This window comes from bacterium endosymbiont of Pedicinus badii (genome assembly GCF_002075085.1).
In the GTDB taxonomy this organism is placed as follows: Bacteria; Pseudomonadota; Gammaproteobacteria; order Enterobacterales; family Enterobacteriaceae; genus PRUG.
In genome coordinates this window covers 100,598-119,540 of the sequence record NZ_LKAS01000001.1, presented here as the reverse complement: position 1 = coordinate 119,540, position 18,943 = coordinate 100,598, and the positions used below count along the sequence as shown (strand labels likewise).

Sequence of the window (18,943 nt, the reverse complement as noted above, 5' to 3'; positions counted from 1 at the left end):
TATCTACTAAAAATTAGGTAAACAACGTTTTATTAAAGAAATATCACTTTTAGAAACTAAAGATTTTTTTCTTAATTTTCTTTTTCTATTAGAATTTTTTTTTGTTAAAATATGTCTTAAATTTGCTTTTTTTCTTTTGATTTTATTTAAAGAAATTCTTTTAAATCTTTTTGCTGCACTATGAAGTGTTTTTATTTTATTCATATATTTATTTATTTCTATTAAAAATTTTTGGAGCAACAATCATGGTTATTTGTCTTCCTTCTATTTTTTTTGAAAAAAATTCAACTTTTCCAAAAGAATTTAAATCATTTTTTATACGATATAACATACTAATTCCAATATCTTTGTGTACAATTTCTCTCCCTCTGAATCGAACAGTAATTTTTGTTTTATCTCCATCTTTTAAAAATTTTATCAGATTTCTTATTTTTATTTTATAATCTCCTAATTCAGTATTAGGACGAAATTTAATCTCCTTAATTTGTACAGTTTTTTGTTTTTTTTTTTGTTTTTTTATGGATTTATTCTTTTTATATATGAATTTACCGTAATTCATAATTCTACAAACGGGAGGTTTAGAATTTGGACTGATTTCTACTAAATCCATTTCTAATTCTTTTGCTTTTTTCAAAGCTTTTTCTAAATCAACTATTCCAATTTGTATACCTTTAGTATCTGTTAATCTAACTTTTTTAGCAAAAATTTCTCGATTAATTCTATGTGTTTTAAGCATTTGAAATCTTCTATTTACTTTTATATATTTCTCCTTTACCTTTTATAAAGTATTTCTAATTCTACCATTTTTAGAAATTCTTTAATTTGTAAATTTTTTATTTCTTTTTCGTTTCTTTTTCGAATAGATATTGTATTAGTACTGCTCTCTTTTTTTCCGCATATAATTATATATGGGATTCTTAATAGTATATTTTCTCTAATTTTAAAATTCAAATTTTCGTTTCTAAGATCTGTTTTTACTCTAATATTATGAAAATTTAGTTCATTTTCTACATATTTTACGTATTTGTCATATTTTGAACTTATACTAATTACAACTACTTGAACAGGAGAAATCCAAACTGGATATTTTCCATAATATTCTTCTGTTATAATTCCTATAAATCTTTCTATTGATCCTAGTATTGCTCTATGAATCATAACAGGATTTTTTTTTTCGTTATTCTTATCTATATAATTTACATTTAAATATTTCGGTAAGAAAAAATCTAACTGTATTGTACCACATTGCCATTCTCTATTTAAAGAATCCAACAGTATAAATTCAATTTTTGGACCATAAAATGCTCCTTCTCCAATTTGATCAGAAAAACTAATTTTATTTTTTTCTAATACAAATTTTAGTTTTTTTTCTGCTATCTCCCAAATTTCTTCTTTTCCTACCCTATTTTTTGGTCTGGTAGATAATTTTACTTCTATATTTTTAAAATTAAATATTTTATAGGTTTCGTATATCATTTGAATACAATCACTAATTTCTTTTTCAGATTGTTCTATAGTACAGAATATATGTCCGTCATCTTGGGTAAAGCATCTAGTTCTAAAAAGACCATGTAATGATCCAGAAGGCTCATTTCTATGACAATTTCCAAATTCTGCAATTCTTAATGGTAGGTCTTTATAAGAACGAATTTTATTTTTAAAAATCTGTGCATGAGAAGGACAATTCATAGGCTTTATACAGTATACTTTTTTTTCTAAATTCGTTGTAAATATATATTTTTTGTAATTTTTCCAATGTCCTGTAGTTTCCCAAATTTTTTTATCCGTCATAAAAGAGCATTTCACTTCTTGATAAGAAAATTTTTTTAATTTTTCTCTAATTAATTTCTTTAATTCTTTAAAAATGGTCCATCCATTATCATGCCAAAAAATCATTCCAGGAGAAGTTTCTTCAATATGGTATAAATCTAAAATTTTAGCTATTTTTCTATGATCTCTTTCTTCAATTATTGAATTATTTTCTTTGTGATATCGATCTATATAGACTTTTCCTAAAATTTTTTGTATAAATTTTTTTTTCTTATTTTTTTCTTGTGATACAAATTTAATTTTTTTTATTTTGAAATAGAATTTTTTATTCTCTAATATGCAAGGAATTTTAGCTATTTCTGCAAAATTCTTATAGAAAATTAAAAAAATACTATTTTTTTTTAAAAAGTATTTTTTTATATATTCTATTTTATGCTCTTCTTTTTTTTCTGAAAAAAAATTTATTGCTTCTTTTAAAGAAAATTTTTTAATATAAAATGCATTTTCTAAAAATATTTTTTGCATTTCTTGTTCTAATGTTAAACAATATTTTTTTTCTATTTTTTTATCAAAAGAAAATTCATAGAAAAATTTCTTTTCTTCTATTCCAAAAATTCTTCTTTTAATATTAGGAAAAGTTTTTTTTAGAGCAAATCCTAACAAATAAGCATAAAAATAATTTGCAATTTTTATTCCTTCTTTTTCTAAATAAGTAATAATTTTTATTTTAGAATTTTTTTTCAAATTTTCAGAAAAATAAATAAAGTTTTCATTAATTTTTGCTGCTACATACATTTTTTTTATTTTTTTATCTAAAGATTCGAAAACTTTTTTAAAAGAACTAGAATTTTTTAAATGTATATTTTTTATAGTAAAATTCATATCTATCATTGAAATCCTTAATTTCAGTAAGATTTACTTAAAATAAAAATTTTAAATAAGTTAGAGTATAATACAATTATTTAGAAGTCAGATTTTAATTTTAAAAAATATGAAATTTAAAGGACATTTTTTTTTTCTATATTCTTCACACTACTAAATAAAAAAATTTCTTTATATTTCGAGATTTTACAAAATTTAGAATGGAATTTTGTATTTTTAGGAAATCTAATTTCTTTTTTATTTCCAGACATCGATCATCCTAAATCTACAATAGGAAAGAGAGTAAAATTTATTTCTTTTCCTATTTCTAAATTTTTTGGTCATAGAGATTTTACGCATAGTCTGTTAGCAGTATCTATAGTATATTTTTTTACATCTATATTTGAAAAATGTCTTTATAAAAGTATATTTTATGGAATTTATATAGGATACTTAGGACATATTCTAGCAGATTTTTTTACTCCTTTTGGAGTACCAATATTTTGGCCATTTCGAATATATTTTAGCATTCCAATACTACGTTCTAAAAATGAAAAAAAAGAGTCTTATTTTGGAATTTTTTTATCTATTATACTTATTGTATTTGAAAAATATATTTTTTATGCTATAAAGCTAGTTATACAAAAAATTAACGTACTTTTTAAATAAAATGCAAAAGTTGATTATATCTCAATTAAACGTAAAACAAAAAATTTTTCCTGAAACTGAATTTAGAGGAATTAAAAAAAAAATTCAAAAATACATACAAAATAATAGAAATATAAAATCTTTAATAATTGGAATCAGTGGAGGACAAGACTCTACTTTAACAGCTAAAATTTGCCAATCTGCTATTTCTGAAATAAGAAAAAAAAAAAGTTCTTCTGTTTTTTTAATTGCATTAAGAATGCCATTTGGAAAACAAATAGATGAAAAAGACTGTGAAAAAGCAATTAATTTTATTAATCCAGATAAAATTATAAAAATTGATATTAAAAGTATAGTAGAAAACACTATCAGTGTTTTAAAAAAAAAAAATATACCTATCAATGAAAAAATAAAAGGCAATTTAAAATCTAGAGAAAGAGCCAAAATTGAATACTTAATATCTAATATATACTCTGGAATAGTAGTAGGAACTTTAAATGCTTGTGAATTAGTAACAGGATATTTTACTAAATATGGAGATAATGCAGTTGATATAAATCCCATAATTCATTTGAATAAAAGACAAGGAAAAAAAATTCTTCAATATCTTAAATGTCCAGAAATATTGTATAAAAAAACTCCAATGTCTGGTTTAGAAGACTCTTTTCCTTTTGTTTCTGATGAAAAAGCAATAGGAATTTCTTATAAGAACATTGATAGATATTTAGAAGGAAAAAAAATCAAAAAAGAATATGAAAAAATTATAGAAAATCTATATCTATATTCTTTACATAAAAGAAATGTAGTATTTAAAATCTAAAATTCAACTTTACCTATTCTTTTTTCTGGAAAAGACTTTATTAAAGTATCTACTTTTTTTATTTGTTGAAGAAAATTTTCCAATTCTTTGATTGGAAGAGAAGAAAATCCATCACATTTAGCATCTTCTGGATTAAAGTAAGATTCAACAAACAATCCTGCAATTCTTGAACAAATGGCTGACTGAGATAAATTAAAAATTTGCCAATTCCTTCCAGAACAAGATTTCTTATTTTTTGAATTTCTTTTTTGTAATGAATGACTAGCATCAAAAATTACTGGTAATCCATTAGAAACAACCTTTATAATATTGAATCCAAGCATATCAACTACTAAATTTTCGTACCCAAAAACATTTCCTCTTTCGCATAAAATAATTTTTTTATTTCCAAAATTTCTTATTTTCTCTATTATATATTTCACTTGCTCATGACTTAAAAATTGAGGTTTTTTTACATTAATAGGCATTCCAGATTTTGCAATTTCTTCAATTAAATCAGTTTGTCTAGCTAAAAAAGCAGGTATTTGTATAATATCAACAAAATTTTTAACTATTTTTACTTGTTCTCTTTCGTGTACATCCGTCATAATTAAAACATTGAATTTATCTTTTAACTTTTTAAAAATCTTCATTCCATTTTTCAATCCTACTCCTCTATAAGATTTATAGTGAGTTCTATTCGCTTTATCAAAAGATGCTTTAAATACATAAGGTATTTTCAATTTTTTTGTTATATTGATAAAATGCTCACAAATTATTTCGGAAATTTCATAAGATTCTAATACATTTATGCCTCCAAATAAAACAAAAGATCTAGAATTCGAAATTTTTATGTCTCTAATTTTTATAGTTATTTGTTTCATAATTGTTTAAAAATTCTGCTTTTAGTTGCTAAAGTGATTCTTTCTCTATTTTCTATATCTAAGAAGGTTCGAATATTATAAAATCCAGACTTTTTCATGAAGTACTGAACATACTTTGATTGATTATATCCATGTTCTATAATAAGAATACCATGCTTTTTTAAAAATTTTTTAGATTTTTTGCATATGTATTTGATAGATCTCAACCCATTCATTCCAGAAATAAGAGAATTTTTTGGTTCGTACTTTAAATTTACTAGATGCTTATCTTTTCCTCCTATATAAGGAGGATTGCTTATTAGAATATCAAAAATAAGATTCTTTATAGCATTGAACCAATTACTTTTCAAAAATTTTACATTTTTTAATTTTAAATTTTTCGCATTTTTTTTAGATAATTTAATTGCATAAGGATTTATATCAACTCCAAGTATATTCCAATTTTTTCTTTTTGAAGCTAAACATATAGATATTGTACCAATTCCAGATCCTAAATCTAAAATTCTAATTTTTCTATTTTTAAAAAATTTTAGTGCTATATCTATTATTAATTCTGTATCTTTTCTTGGTATAAAAACTTTTTCACTGGTTTGTAAAGTTAAATGATAGAAATTTTTTTCCTTTAGTATATATTCAATTGGTTCTCCCAAAATTCTTCTTTGTACTGCACAATCTAAAATTTTTAATTTATTTTTTTGTATTTTTAAATTTTCTTTAGTAATAATTTCTAAATCAGTCATATTAAGAACTTTTTTCAGTATCATATCAATTTCTAAAAGAGATATAGACCTTTCTTGAAAATTCTTTTGAAAATTCAACATTATATTTTTTTTCCAATCTAGTATAGTAGTCATTTTATAAAGAAGAAATTTGATTAATTCTGTTAAATTGTAAGATTGCATCTAAAATTATGTCTAATTTTCCTCTCATAATTTCTTCTAACTGATAAAAGTTTTTATTTATTCTATGATCTGTGATTCTTCCTTTAGGATAATTGTATGTTCTAATTCTATCCGATCTTTCTCCAGTTCCTAAAAGAATTTTTCTTTCTATAGATTCCTTCTCTCTTTTTTGTTTAATTTTCATAGAAATAAGACGATTTTGTAAAATTTCTATTGCCTTAGATTTATTTTTATGCTGTGATCTTTCATTTTGGCATTCAACTACAATACCAGTTGGAATATGCGTAATTCTAATTGCTGAATCTGTAGTATTTACATGTTGTCCTCCAGCTCCAGAAGATCTAAAAGTATCTATTTTTAAATCTGAAAAATCTATTTTTGGAAGAGATTCTTTAGGTAAATCAGGAATGACTGCTACAGTACAAGAAGAAGTATGAATTCTTCCTTGTGACTCTGTTTCTGGTATTCTTTGTACTCTGTGTCCTCCAGATTCAAATTTAAGAATTTTATAAGAATTTTTAGAAGAAATTTTTGCTATTATTTCTTTATATCCAAGTTTTTCTCCGTATTGTAAACTGATTATTTTAATATCCCAATGACTATCTTCTGCAAATCTACTATACATTTTGAATAAATCTTTAGCGAAAAGAGCTGCTTCTTCCCCTCCAGTAGCTGATCTAATTTCTAAAAAACATCCTAACTTATCATTTGGATCATTCGGAAGCAATAAAAAATTTATTTTTTTTTCTTTTTTCTTTTTTATAGCATTTAACTTTTCAATTTCTTCCTTTGCTATATCTTTGAAAGCTTTATCACATAACAAACTTTTAACAGAAGAAATCTCTTTTTTAATTTCATTCCAACTGTCAAAACAATCTACAATACTTTTAATTTTTTTGTATTTTTTAGAAAGTTCTACAAACTCTTTATAATTTGAAAAAATTTTCTTATTTTTAAAAATATTTTCAATTTCTCTCTTTTTTTCTTTTAAAGAATCAATTTTTTTTATAATTTTAGTGTGCATTTTAATTTTAAAAATTTTTAAAAAATTATATAAGATATTGAAAAAATAAAAAATAAAAATTTTATTAATTGATATGAATATAATATGGCCTTGTCCTGCAAAAATTAATCTTTTTCTTAAAATTTTAAACAAAAGAAAAGATGGATTTTATAATATAAAAACTATTTTTCAAATAATAAATTATTGTGATTATATAAAATTTTTTGTAAATAAAAGTAAGAAAATTAAAATTATAAATCCTATTTTTGGAATAAAAAATAAAAATAATTTAATTACTGTAGCAGCTAAATTACTTCAAAAATACCATTATAAAAAATATGGAATTCTTCCAGGAGTTAACATTAAAATAGTGAAAAAAAATATTCCTATTGGATCTGGAATGGGAGGAGGATCTTCAAATGCAGCTACTACTTTAGTAGCTTTAAACATTTTATGGAAATGTAATATAAAAATAAAAAAACTACTAGAAATTGCTCAAAAAGTTGGATCTGATGTGCCTATATTTGTTAGAGGATTTTCTTCGTATGCAGAAGGTAGAGGAGAAAAATTAAAAAAAATTAACTTATTCGAAAATTGGTATGTAATTGCTATTCCTCCAATAAGAATTTCTACAAAAGAAGCTTTTTTTTTATTTGAAAAAAACACAACAAAAAAAGAAACAATAGAAAAAATATTTTCTAATGATTTAGAAACAGTTATAATAAAAAAATTTCAAATACTAAAAAAATATATTTTTTGGCTATCTAAGTTTGCTCCTTCTAGCATAACAGGCAGTGGATCTTGCGTTTTTTCAGCATTCAATAAAAAAAAAGAAGCTAAAAAAGTTCTTTCAAAAATTCCAAAATGGATGGATTGTATATTAGTAAAAGGAATAAATTTTTCTCCCTTGAAAAAAGTTCAAGAAATTGTAAAAAAAATTCTTTCTGTTTGCAATTAAAATTTTTAGGAATAAATTTATGACAAAAATGAAACTATTTTCTGGAAATTCTAATCCAAAATTATCAAAAAAAATAGCAAATAAATTAAAAATTGGTATAGGAAAAGCTTCTGTAGGAAAATTTAAAGATGGGGAAGTAAATGTTCAAATTAACGAAAATGTTAGAGGAGATGACATATTTATAATACAATCAACATGCTTTCCAACAAATGATAATCTTATGGAATTAGCAGTTATGATAGATGCTTTAAGAAGAGCCTCTGCAGGAAGAATTACAGCTGTAATTCCATATTTTGGATATGCAAGACAAGATAGAAGAGTACGTTCTGCAAGAGTTCCAATTACTGCTAAAATTGTTGCAGATTTTTTATCTAGTGTAGGTATAGACAGAATGCTAACAATTGATCTTCACGCAGAACAAATACAAGGTTTTTTTGATGTTCCAGTAGATAATGTTTTTGGAAGTTCTATTTTATTAGAAGATATAAAAAAAAGAAAATTAGAAAATCCTATTGTTGTTTCTCCAGATATTGGAGGAGTAGCAAGAGCTAGAGCAATTGCAAAATTATTAAGTGATATTGACATTGCTGTAGTTGATAAAAGAAGACAGAAAGCCAATGTCTCTGAAGTTATGAACATAATAGGAGAAGTGGAAAACAGAGACTGTTTATTGATAGATGATATTATAGATACTGCTGGTACACTTTGTAAAGCTTCAGAAGCACTTAAACTAAGAAAAGCTAAAAGAGTTTTTGCATATGCTACTCATCCTATATTTTCAGGCAATTCTTACAAGAATATTCAAAAATCTACAATAGATCAAATTATAGTTTGTGATACAATACCACTGAATAATAACATAAAAAATTTATCTAAAATTTCTGTATTAACTGTTGCTAATATGCTTGCAGAAGCAATTAGAAGAATTAGCAATGAGGAATCAATATCAGAAATGTTTAAAACTGAAATATATGATTAAATTACTAGTAGGACTATCAAATCCAGGAAAAAAATACGAAAGCACTAGACATAATATTGGGAAAATATACTTAAAAGAATTAGCAAAACATAAAAAAAAAGTATTTTCTAGAAAGAAATATTTTTTTGGATACCTTACCAGTTTTATAGAAAAAAAAAAAATAAATTTATTAGTACCAGATCTATTCATGAATCTTAATGGAATTTCTGTAGAAAAAGTAAAAAATTTTTATAAATTTTCTAATAAAGAAATTGCTATTGTACATGATGAAATTGATCTTCCTATAGGAAAAATAAAGATTTGTTTTGGAAAATATCATAATGGTCATAATGGTGTAAAAAATATAATAGAAATTCTAAAAAATAAAGATTTTTATAGAATCAAAATAGGAATTGGAAGACCAAAAAATAAGACTGATATTTCTGATTTTGTACTAAAAAATTTTTCTGAAAAAGAGAAAAAAATTATTAAAAATTGTATTAAAATTTCTATAAAATCCAAACAGTATTTAATATACAACTAAGGAAATGTTAAATGGGATTTAAATGTGGAATTATAGGTTTTCCTAATGTAGGAAAATCTACTTTATTTAATTCTTTAACTAGTATGAATGTAAATTCTAAAAATTTTCCTTTTTGCACAATAGAGCCAAATATTGGAAAGGCAATTCTTTTTGATGAAAGAATAGAACTATTACAAAGTATTGTAAAATCAAAAAAAAATACGTATTCTACGATTGATTTCTTTGATATAGCTGGATTAATAAAAAATTCCTACAAAGGAGAAGGATTGGGAAACAAGTTTCTTTCACAAATTCGATTATCTAATGCACTACTTCATGTAGTACTTTGTTTTCAAAATAAAGATATTTTTCATATTAATGGAAATATTAGTCCAATAAATGATATTGACACAATTAATACAGAATTAATTCTTTCGGATTTACTATTGTGTGAAAAATACATAAAAAATCAAGATGAAAAAAAAGAATCATGCATACTAGAAAAATGTTTTAAATATTTAAATGAAGGAAATCTTTTAAGAAAATCCCATTTTTCTGAAGTAGAAAAAAAAGAAGTGCAAAAATTAAATTTTTTAACTTTTAAACCAACTATTTATATTTTAAATAAAAATGAAAACAAAAATAGATTGCATAATACTGAATGTAAAAAACTTGAAAAAGTAAAGTCATATTTAAAAAGTGAAAAGTTTATTACAATATGTATAAAAAAAGAATTTTTAGATTGCAGAAAAAATTTAAATAATCAATATTATAAAAATAAAAAGTTGAATCAAATTATTTACTTAACATATAAAATGCTTAATTTAAAAACTTTTTTCACAGTAGGAGAAAAAGAAATAAAATCCTGGACTATTAAAAAAGATTGTAATGCTTTTCAAGCAGCAAAAAAAATACATTCTGATATCCAAAGGGGCTTCATAAGAGCAGAAGTTGTATCGTATAAAGATTATGTAAATTGTAAAGGGATAAAGAATGCTAGAAATTTTGGAAAAATTCGTTTAGAAGGAAAAAATTATATCATAAAGGATGGAGATATAATAAAATTTTTATTTAAAATATAGAATTTTATAACAATGAAAAAAGTAGTAATTGGAATTTCTGGTGGAGTAGATTCTTCTATTGCTGCTTGGATGCTAAAAAAAATTGGATATCAAGTAGAAGCAGTATTTATGCAAAACTGGGAAGAAGATCAAAATTGCGATTCAAAAAAAGATTTTTTAATCTCTCAAATGGTTTGCAAAAAATTAGGAATACCTATAGAAAAAATAAATTTTTCTTACGAATATTGGGAAAAAGTTTTTAAAAAATTTATTTTAGATTACAAAAGTGGATATACTCCAAATCCAGATATACTTTGTAATAAAGAAATAAAATTTAAAGTTTTTTTAAACTTCGCAATAGAACAACTAAATGCAAATTACATAGCCACTGGACATTACGTAAGAAAATTAGTAATCCAAAACAGAACCTTCTTAATAAAAGGGAAAGATCAAAAAAAAGATCAAAGTTATTTCTTATATAGTCTAAATGAAAAGCAAATTTCAAAATGTTTATTTCCTATAGGACATTTAAAAAAGAAAATAGTAAGAAAAATAGCAAAAAATTTAAGATTAATTAATGCAAAAAAAAAAAGTTCTACAGGAATTTGTTTTATAGGGGAAAAAAAATTTCAAAATTTTATTAAGAAATACATACCGAAAAATCCAGGGAAAATAGTTTCTAGTACTGGAGAAGAATTAGGATTGCATAATGGACTTCATTTATATACCATAGGACAAAGAAAAGGAATCAGAATTGGAGGAAAAAAAGGTTTCCAAAATTTTCCTTGGTATGTAGTAAAAAAAGACATAAAAAAGAACTTTTTATTCGTTTCACAAGGAAAAAATAACCTAGATTTATTTTCTAAAATTATAAAAATTAAAAATTTTCATATGATAAATAAAAATTTTTTTAGACTACCTATAAAATGCAAAGCAAAAATTAGATACCAACAAAAAGAAGAAAAATGTATTTTGAAAAAAAATAAAAATACGAAATCTGTATACGCAGTATTCAAAAATCCAGTTTATGCAGCAACAATAGGACAATCAATAGTATTTTATGTAAAAAATTGCTGCATAGGAGGAGGAATTATACAAAATAATTTTAAGAAACTAGTATGAAACTATCAGAATTAACAGCTATTTCTCCTATAGATGGAAGATATGGAAAAAATCTATTTTTTTTAAGATCTATGTTTAGTGAGTACGGATTAATTAAAAATAGAATATTTATTGAAATAGAATGGTTTAAGAAACTCTCTTTTTATAAAAGAATAAAAGAAATTCCGAAATTTACAAAAAAAGAAGTAAATTTTCTTGATAATATCTATCGTTTTTTTAATTTGCAAGATGCAAAAAAAATAAAAGAAATAGAAAAAAAAACTAATCATGATGTAAAATCTATTGAATACTTTATAAAAGAAAAAATTAGTAAAAATTTTCGTATTTCTCTATACAAAGAATTTATACATTTTGCATGTACTTCTGAAGATATTAATAATCTTTCTTATGCAATTATTTTACTAAAAACAAAAAAATTTTTTATTTTACCCATATGGAAAAAAATAATTAGTGTTATTAATATTTTTGCTTTTTTTAATAAAAATACTGTTATTCTTGGAAGAACTCATGGAGAAGTTGCTATTCCTACTACTTTGTGTAAGGAAATAATAAACTTTTCTTATAGATTATTAAGACAATATAAACAATTGAAAAAAACAAAGATTTTAGGAAAAATTAATGGAGCTATAGGAAGTTTTAATGCTCATACTTTTGCATACCCAAAAATTGATTGGGAAAAATTTTCAAAAAAATTCGTGGAAGATCTAGGAATTTCTTGGAATCCGTATACTACTCAAATAGAACCTCACGACTATATTGCAGAATATCTAAGTTGTATCGTAAGATTCAATAATATTCTTATTCAAATTAATAGAGATATTTGGAGATACAACGCAATAGGATACTTCAAAAAAAATTCTAATAAGCAAGAAATTGGTTCATCTACAATGCCTCACAAAATAAATCCAATTGAATTTGAAAATTCAGAAGGAAATTTAGAAATATCTAATGCAATAATGAATTGCATAATTAATAATGCAACTGTATCAAGATGGCAAAGAGATTTAAAAGATTCAACAATTTTAAGAAATTTAGGAGTTTCTATAGCTCATTCTATACAGTCTTATAGAATTTTTCTTCATGGATTTAAAAAGTTACGCATAAATCAAAAAAATATTACAAAAGATATAGAAAAAAATTGGAAAATTCTTTTAGAACCTATACAAACAATAATGAGAAAAAATAAAATTTCTGATTCTTACGAAAAAATAAAAAACATCTTTCATGAAAATAAAATAGATAAAAATAAAATTAGAGAAATTATTAAAAATATTCCAGTTACAGAAAAAGAGAAAAATAGACTATATTCTCTACGACCAGAAAAATATATTGGAATTTCTAAAAAAATTTTGAAAAATTTTTTTTACTATTTTAAAAAATAGCTTATTTTTTTTCTCGTTACCAAATAAGTTGGATAAAGACTAAAAATTATACAAAAAAATAAGGAAATAAAGAATAGTAAAAATATTTCAAAAACTTCTATTTCTGGAGTAAACTCTTCTATAAAGTAAGTTTCTTTAAAAAAAACTTTATTTTGAAAAAGAGTTTTTTCTAAAAATTCCACTATAGGAAAAAGATTTTTAGCAATTATAGCTCCTATTAAAAAACCTAAGATATTTCCTATACCAGAAATTATAAAACTATACCAAAAAAAAATTCTGTGTATAAAACTTTTTTTAGCTCCTAAAGATTGTAAAATTACTATTTCTATACTTTTTTCCTTTATAGAAATAATCATAACAAACGCTATATTTAGAAAAGAAAGAAACATAATTGAGAAAACTGATAAAAACACTATATATCTAACTGTTTGTATATCTTGGTATATGTATCCATGTGTGTCCAACCAAGTATAATAATAAGTTATTTTTTCTTTTAAATTTTTCTTTATTTTTTTAATTATTTTAGTAGTTTCGAATATTTTTTGTACTTTTACGAAAATTCCATCTATTCTGTTTAATTTATTTAGGATTTTTTGTGCATATTTTAAAGAAATCCAACCCATTCCTTTATCAAATTCTTCTTCTAAAAAAACTATTTTTTTTATTTTTATTCTGATACTTTTTATATTTTTTTCTTTTTTTTCAGAAAAAAAAAACAATTCTATATGATCTCCTATATTTAATTTCAACAAATCAGAAATTTTTTTACTAATAAAAATTTCATTTTCTCCTATATTTTTTGTTTCTAATCCTAAGTATTTTTCAGAAAAATACGGTATTCCATGCATATTAATAACATGAAGTTGATTTTTATGTTTTACTACTCCAGAAAACTGAATGTACGGTATAAGAAAGTAGTCTTTATTTTGATTAAGTTCATTAATTTTTTTAAGTGTTACAGAAGTTGTATTATCCAAAAGTATGTTGCCGTGTAAAATTTTAGAAGATATATACCTACTAATTTCTTTTTCAAATCCGTTCATAACTCCTATAGAAATAATTAATACAGCCGTTCCTATCGTAATTCCTATTATAGATATAACGGATACTAAGAATTTATTTTTGTTATTTTTTGTTTTACTAAATTTTAGAGCAAATTTTAAAGAAATAGGAAAAGTAAACATTTATTTTTTTATTACTATATTTTTTTTGAATGTATTTATAATTTTCTTATCGTGTGTAACGATAATGATTGAAGTTTTATACTCCCTATTTATTTTTTTGAAAATTTCTATTACAATTTCTGTATTTTCTTTATCTAAATTTCCAGTAGGCTCATCTGCTAAAATTAGATCAGGATGGTTAACTATAGCTCTTGCAATAGCAACTCTTTGATTTTCTCCTCCAGATAATTCTCCTGGAAAAAAATGTATTTTTTCATAAAGTCCGAATTTTTTTAGTAGTACTTTTGCTTTTTTTTCGGATTCTTTTATTTTATTACCGTATATTAAAGATGGAAGCATAACATTTTCTAAAATAGAAAAATCTGATAGAAGATAATGAAATTGATGTATAAATCCTATATTTCTATTTCTTAAAATAGACATATTTTTATCTGAAATTTTTTTTAGAAGAATTCCTTTAAAATATATATTTCCAAGAGTTGGTTCTTCAAATTTAGCTATCAAACTTAATAACGTACTTTTTCCAGATCCAGATTTTCCGGAAATTACCAAAATTTCTCCATAATCCAATTCTAGATTAATTTTAGATAAAGCCAAAATTTTACTATTTTTATATTTTTTAACTAAATTTTTACAAATTAGTAATTTTTTTTTACTCATCTTTTAAATATTTTAATGAATGAGAATGATTAATTGTATACGAAATAGATAAAACTGTAGATAAAGCAATTAAAATAATAAAAAAAATTGCTATATAAAAAATTTGATTAAAGTTTATTAAATAAGGGAGAAAAGTATTTTTATCAAAAATATTTAAAAAATAGAGTACAAAATTAATATTTTTAGTTAGCAAAAATCCTACTAAAACACCGAAAAGAGTTGCAATAATTCCAATAAAAATTTCTTTTAAGATATATATATAGAGTATTTTTTTTTTTGTCATTCCTTGCATACGAAATATATAAATTTCTCTATTTTTTTCTAAAGAATTGAATAATACTATTGTGATAATATTAAATATAGAAACTAAAAGTACCAAAGAAAATAATACAACTGTAGTATACTTTTCTAATTTTACTGCATTGAATAAAGAAGATTTTGTTTCTTTCCAATCTTTTACTATGTATTGATTTGGAATATAGGATTTTATTTTTTTCAAATTGTAAAATTCATTCGGTTTTTTAATAAAAATGTAAACTTCTGAAGTACTATCATTTCCAAATAGGTTTTTTAAATTTTTTTTTTCTGTAAAAACAAAATTAAAATCTATTTCACTTTCTGTTTCAAAAATTCCAGAAATAGTAAAAATTTTTGGAGAAAAAAAATTTTGTAGAATACTATCGTACTTAAAATTAGGCAAAATAAATTTTATTTTTTCTCCAATATTTGCACGAATTTTATTAGATAGATAAGAACTAATGTATAAAAAATTATCTACATAATTCTTTTGATTTTTCAGTAGAAAAAATTTTTTTGTAAAAAATAGATTCTTTTCTATATCCTCTATTCCTAATAAATTCACATAAAAAAAATTTTTCTTATTGTATAGTATTATTTCTTTTCTTTCTAAAGGAACTATTTTTTCTATTTGTAAAAGAGATTTTTTTTCTATTTTATTAAAAATTTTAAAAATTTCTTTTTTATCTATCTCTTCTTTTTTACTTTTTAGTATAATGTGTGGAATGAATCTCAGCACTTTCTTTTCAAATGTGTTTTCAAAACCATTTATAAATGACACTATAAATATAGTAAATGATACACCAAATATAATACTAAAAGAAAAAATGAAAGAAACTAATTTTTTAGATTTTCTTATTTTTTTATATTGCAATTTCTTTATTATAATGTAAAGTATATAATTTTTGCACATTAGGTATTTCCAAATATTTATTATAAATTAGTATATTAAAAAAAAAAAAATTAGGAAATTAAAAATTTATCTTAATTAACACTCATGCAAAAAAATAGATTTAAAAATAAAGATATTTTAGTACATTTAAAGTACGGGTTAGGAAAGTATTTAGGAACAGAAACAATTATAAATAGAAAAATAGAAAGTGAGTACATTGTTTTGCAATATGCGGATCAAGATAAGTTATATGTTCCGATAAGTTCTTTAGATTTAGTTAAGAAATACAAAAATTTTGATAATAAAAAAATTGTATTAGATAGTTTAAGAAGTTTTTCTTGGAAGAGAAAAATAGAAAAAAATATTGAATTAACTAAAAAAATAGCAAAAGAGTTGTTCGAAATATACGCAAATCGATTTCGTAAAAAAAGTTTTTCTTTCAATTGTAGTATAAATAGTTATATAGAATTTTATGAAAATTCTCCCTATAAATTAACGAAAGAACAGAAAAAAGCAATTTTAGAAATAAAAAAAGATATGCATAGAAACTATCCTATGAATAGACTCTTATGTGGAGATTCGGGAGTTGGAAAAACAGAAGTGGCTATGCACGCCGCATTTATAGCTTCGAAAAACAAAAAACAAACTCTTTTTTTAGTTCCTAGCACTATTTTAGCAAAACAACATTTTCATAATTTTAAAAAAAGACTTCTTAAATATTCTATAAGTACAGCAATTTACTCTAAATTTGAAAATGGAAAAGAAAAGAAAAAAATTTTTGATTCGATTAAATATGGACTAGTAGATATCGTTATTAGTACACACAAAATACTATATTCTAAGGTATTTTGGTTTGACTTAGGATTACTTATTATAGATGAAGAACATAAATTTGGAGTTTTAGAAAAAGAAAAAATACAGAAATCTATTGGAAAAAATATAGATACACTACTAATAAGTGCTACTCCTATACCTAGAACTACTAGTATGGTAATTAGCAAATTTATGAGTATTTCAAAAATTTCTACCTTTCCAAAAGATAGAATTCCTACAAAAATTTTTATTCTAAAATATAAAAAAAATACTATTAAAAAAGCAATTTTACGAGAAATTTCTAGAGGAGGACAAATATTTTACATTCAAAATAGAATAAAAAAAATCCAAAAAACTATACATGAAATAAAAAATATAATTCCTAGTATTCAAATAGCTTTTATCCATGGTGATATGGAAAAAAAAATTTTACAAAAAATAGTAAAAAATTTTTATAAAAAAAAGTTTGATTTACTTGTATGTACTACAATAATAGAAATAGGTTTAGATATACCTAATGTAAATACCATTTTCATTGAGAAAGGAGAAAATTTTGGATTGTCGCAATTATATCAATTAAAAGGAAGAGTAGGAAGATCTAAAAGAAGTTCTTTTATATACATTATAACCTCGAAAAATATCAGCAATACTTCAAAAAATAGGATACGCACTTTTTTAAGAATTAGTAAAAAAAATAAACAAATAGGTTTACATTTATCTTATCAAGATTTAAAAAATAGAGGATCAGGAGAAATACTAGGAAAAAAACAAAGTGGAATTATTCATTCAATAGGTATAAATATGCATTTGTATTTTTTAAAAAAAGCTATAGAAAACTTAAAAAATAAAAAAAAAGTTTCGTATGCTTTTGAACAATACGATAAAACTACTGAAGTAGAAATTTTAGTTCCTACAAATTTTCCTAAAAAATATATAAAAAATCCAAATTTAAGAATAGAATTTTATAAAAAAATTGCAGATCTTTCTTCAAAAAAAGAAATAGAAAAACTAAAAATAGAATTAGAAAAAAAATTTGGTTCTGTTCCTAAAGAAACCATATTTTTATTGAAAATAGCAGAAATAAAAATACTTTGTAGGAAAATTGGAATTAAAAAATTGTTTTTCGATGGAGAACTAGTAATTTTGAAATTTTATAAAAAAAATAAAATTAAAACTAGAAAACTTATTTATTTGAGTAAATACGAAAAATTTAGTATTTCTAACAAAGAAAGAATGATACAGTTTAGAAAAAAAATTTTAGACTATGAGCTCAGAATTAAAGAAATTAAAAAAATTATCGAAAGTATAGTATAGAAGAATTCCATATAATTTCTCTACTTTCTGTAGAAATTATTTGAAATTGCATTTCTAAATGCTCTTCTATTTGATCATTTTCTTTTTTTTGTACTTCACATAGAAGTATGTATCTAGCATCTAAAAGTTCTGCAATTTTAAATATCAATTCCAAAGACTGTATAGTATCTTCATGAATTTTATTATCCTTTTTAATTTTTTGTATTTTTTCTATACAAATTTCCTCGAAGTATTCTCTAAGTTCTTTTTTAAAAATTGTTTCTATAATCAAACGTATTCTATTTTCAAAAAAAAATTCTGAAAAAAATTTTTTCTTCTAATTTCTATAAATAATTTTCCTCTTTCTTTAGTAGATAATTTTTCTTTAATTGTCTTAAAAACATTAACTAAATCTTTTCTAACATTAGTAAATTTTTTATTTTTTAAAAAATTTTCTTGATTTTTTTCATAATTTATAAAATAAAAATTTTTGAAAAAAAAATTTTTTTTTTCTATACAAAAAAAATTATTTTGGTATACATACAAAATTTTTTTAAAAAGTAGAATAAAAAAAATAAAAATTTTCATATTTTTTTTAATTTTTTCCCACCTAAAAGGTGCATATGTAAGTGATATATTTCTTGTCCAGCATCCTTATTGCAATTAATAACTATTCTATATCCAGAATCACTAATTTTTTCTTTCTTTGCTATTTTTTTTGCTGCTAGAAAAAAACTACTAAATAAATTTTTATGTCTGCTTTTAATATTATTCAAAGTAGGTATTAATTCATTACTAACAATTAGTATATGTACTGGAGCTTTAGGATTAATATCTCTAAATGCTGTCACGTAATTGTCTTGATATAAAATTTTACTAGATTTCTTACTAATAATTTCTAAAAAAACACTCTTTTTACTATTTTTCATATTC

At 22.4% G+C, this 18,943-nt stretch carries 22 protein-coding genes; 9 read left to right on the top strand and 13 right to left on the bottom strand.

Translation table 11 applies throughout. The annotated features are described in order from the left end of the window. Positions 1 to 6 precede the first annotated feature (6 nt). The 4 genes from rpmI to AOQ89_RS03060 form a co-directional block, all read right to left on the bottom strand. Positions 7 to 204 (bottom strand): 50S ribosomal protein L35, encoded by a 198-nt coding sequence (gene rpmI, locus AOQ89_RS00655; RefSeq protein ID WP_080872630.1) that lies wholly within the window; start codon positions 202 to 204, stop codon positions 7 to 9. Positions 205 to 208: 4 nt separating this feature from the next. Beyond that, positions 209 to 736 carry a translation initiation factor IF-3 gene (infC, locus tag AOQ89_RS00650; RefSeq protein ID WP_143715369.1) on the bottom strand — a complete coding sequence of 176 codons (528 nt, stop codon included), beginning with the start codon at positions 734 to 736 and terminating at the stop codon, positions 209 to 211. 35 nt (positions 737 to 771) lie between these two features. Then, positions 772 to 2,661, bottom strand: a complete 1,890-nt coding sequence (gene thrS, locus AOQ89_RS00645; protein ID WP_080872342.1) for a threonine--tRNA ligase — start codon at positions 2,659 to 2,661, stop codon at positions 772 to 774. 107 nt (positions 2,662 to 2,768) lie between these two features. Further along, positions 2,769 to 2,903 carry a hypothetical protein gene (locus AOQ89_RS03060; protein WP_280938066.1) on the bottom strand — a complete coding sequence of 45 codons (135 nt, stop codon included), beginning with the start codon at positions 2,901 to 2,903 and terminating at the stop codon, positions 2,769 to 2,771. On the opposite strand from AOQ89_RS03060, the gene AOQ89_RS03095 reads away from it, so the two are divergent. Both AOQ89_RS03095 and nadE read left to right on the top strand, forming a co-directional pair. Continuing rightward, entirely contained in the window at positions 2,881 to 3,300 is a 420-nt protein-coding gene (locus tag AOQ89_RS03095) for a metal-dependent hydrolase (RefSeq protein WP_425356349.1), read from the top strand. The genes AOQ89_RS03060 and AOQ89_RS03095 overlap by 23 nt on opposite strands. A gap of 1 nt (position 3,301) precedes the next feature. Further along, entirely contained in the window at positions 3,302 to 4,099 is a 798-nt protein-coding gene (nadE, locus tag AOQ89_RS00635; RefSeq protein ID WP_080872340.1) for an ammonia-dependent NAD(+) synthetase, read from the top strand. Here the strand turns inward: nadE and kdsA are convergent. From kdsA to prfA, 3 genes are read right to left on the bottom strand one after another with little or no spacing between them, the layout of a single operon-like run. Next, the gene (gene kdsA / locus AOQ89_RS00630) at positions 4,096 to 4,962 is read right to left on the bottom strand and encodes a 3-deoxy-8-phosphooctulonate synthase (protein WP_080872338.1); all 867 of its coding nucleotides are present in this window, start codon (positions 4,960 to 4,962) and stop codon (positions 4,096 to 4,098) included. The genes nadE and kdsA overlap by 4 nt on opposite strands. After that, complete coding sequence (prmC, locus tag AOQ89_RS00625) at positions 4,959 to 5,816, bottom strand: peptide chain release factor N(5)-glutamine methyltransferase (RefSeq protein WP_195909752.1); 858 nt, start codon at positions 5,814 to 5,816, stop codon at positions 4,959 to 4,961. Before prmC ends, kdsA begins: the two co-directional genes overlap by 4 nt. Position 5,817: 1 nt before the next feature. Then, positions 5,818 to 6,888 (bottom strand): peptide chain release factor 1, encoded by a 1,071-nt coding sequence (gene prfA, locus AOQ89_RS00620; RefSeq protein ID WP_080872626.1) that lies wholly within the window; start codon positions 6,886 to 6,888, stop codon positions 5,818 to 5,820. Positions 6,889 to 6,961: 73 nt separating this feature from the next. On the opposite strand from prfA, the gene ispE reads away from it, so the two are divergent. The 6 genes from ispE to purB are packed head-to-tail and all read left to right on the top strand — an operon-like array spanning position 6,962 to position 12,871. Continuing rightward, positions 6,962 to 7,825, top strand: a complete 864-nt coding sequence (gene ispE, locus AOQ89_RS00615) for a 4-(cytidine 5'-diphospho)-2-C-methyl-D-erythritol kinase (RefSeq protein WP_080872332.1) — start codon at positions 6,962 to 6,964, stop codon at positions 7,823 to 7,825. 19 nt (positions 7,826 to 7,844) lie between these two features. Continuing rightward, positions 7,845 to 8,804: a ribose-phosphate pyrophosphokinase gene (locus AOQ89_RS00610; protein WP_080872326.1), complete on the top strand. Its 960-nt coding sequence runs from the start codon at positions 7,845 to 7,847 to the stop codon at positions 8,802 to 8,804. After that, positions 8,797 to 9,327: an aminoacyl-tRNA hydrolase gene (gene pth / locus AOQ89_RS00605; RefSeq protein ID WP_195909751.1), complete on the top strand. Its 531-nt coding sequence runs from the start codon at positions 8,797 to 8,799 to the stop codon at positions 9,325 to 9,327. The genes AOQ89_RS00610 and pth overlap by 8 nt, the downstream gene beginning before the upstream one ends. An 11-nt stretch (positions 9,328 to 9,338) precedes the next feature. Further along, complete coding sequence (ychF, locus tag AOQ89_RS02990) at positions 9,339 to 10,388, top strand: redox-regulated ATPase YchF (protein WP_143715368.1); 1,050 nt, start codon at positions 9,339 to 9,341, stop codon at positions 10,386 to 10,388. A gap of 12 nt (positions 10,389 to 10,400) precedes the next feature. Beyond that, positions 10,401 to 11,489, top strand: a complete 1,089-nt coding sequence (mnmA, locus tag AOQ89_RS02985; RefSeq protein ID WP_143715367.1) for a tRNA 2-thiouridine(34) synthase MnmA — start codon at positions 10,401 to 10,403, stop codon at positions 11,487 to 11,489. Then, the gene (gene purB, locus AOQ89_RS00595) at positions 11,486 to 12,871 is read left to right on the top strand and encodes an adenylosuccinate lyase (RefSeq protein ID WP_080872319.1); all 1,386 of its coding nucleotides are present in this window, start codon (positions 11,486 to 11,488) and stop codon (positions 12,869 to 12,871) included. The genes mnmA and purB overlap by 4 nt, the downstream gene beginning before the upstream one ends. On the opposite strand, the gene AOQ89_RS00590 is transcribed toward purB, so the two are convergent. The 3 genes from AOQ89_RS00590 to AOQ89_RS00580 are packed head-to-tail and all read right to left on the bottom strand — an operon-like array spanning position 12,856 to position 15,925. After that, the gene (locus AOQ89_RS00590; protein WP_080872314.1) at positions 12,856 to 14,055 is read right to left on the bottom strand and encodes an FtsX-like permease family protein; all 1,200 of its coding nucleotides are present in this window, start codon (positions 14,053 to 14,055) and stop codon (positions 12,856 to 12,858) included. The genes purB and AOQ89_RS00590 overlap by 16 nt on opposite strands. Continuing rightward, a complete protein-coding gene (locus AOQ89_RS00585) occupies positions 14,056 to 14,715 on the bottom strand; it encodes an ABC transporter ATP-binding protein (protein ID WP_080872310.1) in 660 nt (219 codons plus the stop codon). It abuts the gene before it with no gap. Further along, positions 14,708 to 15,925, bottom strand: coding sequence for an FtsX-like permease family protein (locus AOQ89_RS00580; RefSeq protein ID WP_080872305.1), 1,218 nt, complete (start codon positions 15,923 to 15,925; stop codon positions 14,708 to 14,710). Before AOQ89_RS00580 ends, AOQ89_RS00585 begins: the two co-directional genes overlap by 8 nt. An 84-nt stretch (positions 15,926 to 16,009) precedes the next feature. Between AOQ89_RS00580 and AOQ89_RS00575 the strand changes: the two genes are divergently transcribed. Beyond that, positions 16,010 to 18,031: a DEAD/DEAH box helicase gene (locus AOQ89_RS00575; RefSeq protein ID WP_080872301.1), complete on the top strand. Its 2,022-nt coding sequence runs from the start codon at positions 16,010 to 16,012 to the stop codon at positions 18,029 to 18,031. Here the strand turns inward: AOQ89_RS00575 and AOQ89_RS00570 are convergent. Genes AOQ89_RS00570 through AOQ89_RS00560 form a run of 3 tightly spaced genes read right to left on the bottom strand, consistent with a single transcriptional unit; the run spans position 18,012 to position 18,939 of the window. After that, positions 18,012 to 18,302: a hypothetical protein gene (locus AOQ89_RS00570; RefSeq protein ID WP_080872296.1), complete on the bottom strand. Its 291-nt coding sequence runs from the start codon at positions 18,300 to 18,302 to the stop codon at positions 18,012 to 18,014. The genes AOQ89_RS00575 and AOQ89_RS00570 overlap by 20 nt on opposite strands. Next, complete coding sequence (locus AOQ89_RS00565) at positions 18,299 to 18,598, bottom strand: hypothetical protein (protein WP_080872291.1); 300 nt, start codon at positions 18,596 to 18,598, stop codon at positions 18,299 to 18,301. Before AOQ89_RS00565 ends, AOQ89_RS00570 begins: the two co-directional genes overlap by 4 nt. Beyond that, positions 18,595 to 18,939: an HIT domain-containing protein gene (locus AOQ89_RS00560; protein WP_080872289.1), complete on the bottom strand. Its 345-nt coding sequence runs from the start codon at positions 18,937 to 18,939 to the stop codon at positions 18,595 to 18,597. Before AOQ89_RS00560 ends, AOQ89_RS00565 begins: the two co-directional genes overlap by 4 nt. Positions 18,940 to 18,943 lie beyond the last annotated feature (4 nt).